The organism is Streptomyces sp. NPDC002144 (genome assembly GCF_053593695.1).
The window spans coordinates 1-3,271 of sequence record NZ_JBSFDB010000141.1; the positions used below are offsets into that span (position 1 = coordinate 1).

Annotated in this window: 1 protein-coding gene and 2 pseudogenes; 2 read left to right on the forward strand and 1 reads right to left on the reverse strand. The window is 66.4% G+C overall.

Annotation, left to right across the window (positions count from 1 at the left end; translation table 11 throughout):
• A pseudogene (locus ACWCQ1_RS51810) lies at window positions 1–204 on the forward strand (IS256 family transposase); the annotation flags it as partial.
• 1,063 nt (window positions 205–1,267) lie between these two features.
• Window positions 1,268–2,389: an alpha/beta hydrolase fold domain-containing protein gene (locus ACWCQ1_RS51815; protein WP_451030098.1), complete on the forward strand. Its 1,122-nt coding sequence runs from the start codon at window positions 1,268–1,270 to the stop codon at window positions 2,387–2,389.
• A gap of 3 nt (window positions 2,390–2,392) precedes the next feature.
• On the opposite strand, the pseudogene ACWCQ1_RS51820 reads toward ACWCQ1_RS51815, so the two are convergent.
• Window positions 2,393–2,932 (reverse strand): annotated as a pseudogene (locus tag ACWCQ1_RS51820) (IS5 family transposase); the annotation flags it as partial.
• Between the last annotated feature and the right edge of the window lie 339 nt (window positions 2,933–3,271).

Consider the following 3,271-nt stretch of genomic DNA (forward strand, 5'->3'; position numbering starts at 1 on the left):
GTGAACGCCCGGATCCGCAAGGCGGTTCGGGCCCGCGGCCACTTCCCCACAGAGGCCGCCGCGTTGAAGTGCGTCTACATGGCACTGATGAGCCTCGACCCGACGGGCAAGGGCCGGCGCCGCTGGACGATGCGCTGGAAGGCACCCCTCAACGCCTTCCAAATCGCCTTCGACGGCCGCCTGACCCCCACCAACCAGCGATAACACAACAACCAAGATCAGCCGTTAAGTTGACACACCCGAGAAGCGCAACTGGAGTACTAATATTCCAGCCGGACTTCTGTATGTCTGCTGGTCAACGGCTTGACGGTGGGGAGTGTGGCGGGGGTGGGCATGCGTGGGACGGTCTTGGACAGGTCGTCCCGCCAACGTGTGTCCGCGTCGCTTGGGTTGACAGCGTCGGACTCGTGCCTGGTGACGGCGGCGCCATCGTGAGCAGTTCACCGCGTGATCGCGGCGTGCAGGACAGTGGCGAGGTTGAGTTGCCAGCAGACGACGGATTTCGGCTGGTGTGAGGTCCACGAGGTCGGGTGTGCCGGCGTCGGCACCCCGTTCCTGCAGGGCCATCACCGCGAGGAACGCGTGGGCGAGCATGGCAAGCGTGGCGCTCATGTTCCAAGCAGGATGTCGTCGTGGTTCATGTGCCCACCGTGGCGGTCTTCCTAAGCTGCCGAAAGGCAGTGAGGGGAAGCACCCGGCTGTTCCGGGGCGGGTGCATACGGAAGACGAGAACCTCGTGAAGCAAGAGAACTCCAGTGGCGTGGCCGCAGGTACTGGCCTCGACATAGACATCCCCAACGAGGTGATCGGCAGGGTCTGGTGTGGGGTCAGGCCCGGCTGGTCAGGTGAACGTTCTTCGCCGGGGCACCTCGGTGTTCGTCGTCAGCACCGGGGACGTCCTCGGTCAGGCGCGTGCCGTGCCACCTCGAACCCGTGACGCTCACTGGGCTCTCCTCGGGGTCGTCATCAGGCGAACGAACCCCAGGAGGGCCGGCGCGCCGAGGCCGGCCGCGCAGTGTCGCGCGGAGATGGTCGTACGCGCAGCGTTGAGGCTCTGCCCGCACGCACCTGCGCGGGCTCTCCGCTCCCCTGCTCCCGCCTGCCACGGGCACGTCACCCGCGCCGGGCTCGAACCGAGCCCACGGGCGCGAGCCAAGCGGCTTCGTGGGGGAAGACACCGGCATCATCCATCGAGGAGACCGTGATGCCCGAAGGCACCACTAGCAGAACTACACGCGTCCGCACAGGCCAGAGCCGCACGGGCAGCATGCCGGACGACATCGAGCCGCGGCGGAAGGGTGGCACCACACCCTTTCCGCTTCGCGTCCAGCGGTCCGCTCTGCGGGCATTGACCCTGTTACCGGCCCGGTGGCAGGGGTGGCTGGCTGGCGTCGCAGGAGTACCGGCCACCGACGAGGTTCTGGATCCGACGGTCCGGCTGCTCTTGGCGGTGCAACGGCGCTTCCGGCTCGACCGTGGCGACGACCCCACACCGCAGAACATCCGGGAAGGCCTGCGAGTACGCACGAAGCTACTCGTCCGCCGCCCGACCCCGGTGGGTTCGGTGCGTGATGTGTGTGTCACCGGTGCGGACGGTCCGCTGTGGGCGCGCCACTACACCCCGGCCGGTGCCGGCCGGCGGCCACTGCTGGTGTTCTTCCACGGCGGCGGGTTCATCGCCGGTGACGTGGACAGCCACGACGAGCTGTGCCGGCTGTTGTGCAGACTTGGAGACCTGCACGTGCTGTCCGTGGAGTACCGTCTGGCGCCCGAGCACCCCTTTCCAGCGTCATTGGAGGATGCCTGCGCGGCCTTGCGGTGGGCTCAGCAGTACGCTGGCGACCTGGGCGCAGAGCCGGGCCGGGTGATAGTCGGCGGAGACAGCGCCGGTGCCAACCTGGCGGCAGTGGTCTGTCAGCTGGCAGTTCGCAATGGCGAACAGCCGCCGGCAGCTCAGTTGCTGCTGTATCCGCCTGTCGATTACCACGCGGACTGGCCGTCGCGGGCGGCGTTCGCCGAGGGCTTCGGGCTCACCGAACAAGACATCCGCTGGTTCCACGCCCACTACCCGGGCCCGTTCGACGACCCGCAGGATCTGCGCCTGGCGCCGCTTCGGTCACCGGATCTGTCCGGCTTGCCGCCCGCGGTGGTGATCACGGCGGCATTTGACCCATTGCGCGATGAAGGAGAGGCCTATGCCGATGCACTACGGGCCGCCGGCAATGACGTCACGTCCTGGCGAGTCCCCGGCATGATTCACGCCTTCGCCAACCTCACTGCGCTCGTTCCCGCAGCCCGAGACGCGGTCGCCAAGGCCGCCAGTGCGGTTCACGACCTCATAGACCACAGGTCGATCCTTGACAGCATGTCGCCGTTCCGTGAACCGTGACCCGTACGTCTCCTTCGCCTTGTCGAGGAGGCGGATTCCCAGGGCGTTTTCCGACAGGCCGGCGGCGGCGACGACGGTCACGGCGAGGATGAGGCCGATCGTGTCCGTGAGGATGCCGCGCTTGCGGCCGACGATCTTCTTCGCGGCGTCAGTTCCCTGGCTGGTCACGGGCACGTTGGTGGAAGTCTTCACGCTCTGGGTATCGATCACGGATGCGGTCGGCTCGGGCTTGCGCCCGTCTTTCACGCGCGCCAGTCCGGTCAGGTCATAGTTGAGTTGGGCGAAGATTCCCTCATCGCGCCAGGCGGCGTAGTAGGCGTAAACGGTGCCGTGGTTCGGGAAGTCGTCCGGGAGATATTTCCAGGGGATTCCGGTGCGGTTCACGTAGAGCATCGCATTGAAGACGTCCCGTAAATCGACCTTGGCCGGCTGTCCGGTTGGTCTGCGGTCGAGTCGGGCCTTCCTCCAGGCCGTCAACGTCGGCTCGATCAGGGCCCATCGGGCGTCGGACAGGTCGCTGGGGTACGGCTTGCGCTCGCTCACGGCGTAGCGTGATCACGGGCGAGGCGGAGGGCTCGGGCCGCTGTTCATTGGGCGATTCCGTGGCAACCTCAAACCAGACGGACTCCCAGGTACAGAACCGAACGAGATGGATGGCTGAGCATCCGACCTGGGGAGCGCCATTCATCGCCTGCGGGATGAAGACCCTCAAAGCGGGGCAGGGGCGAGAGCCACATATGGAGCTTGACCTGCATAAACGCCCTCTGAGTGATGTGCATCGTGAATGCGCAGGTCACGGGCGTGGTGTGTGTTACGACTCGGGTACTCGTGCTGGTCGATGGCCGATGACCATCAGCGAACAGGCGGAGCAGCTTCACCGGC

Excerpts from the sequence above, each read along its gene's own strand:
- ACWCQ1_RS51815 (WP_451030098.1), top strand. The coding sequence starts at position 1,268 with ATGCCGGACGACATCGAGCCGCGGCGGAAGGGTGGCACCACACCCTTT.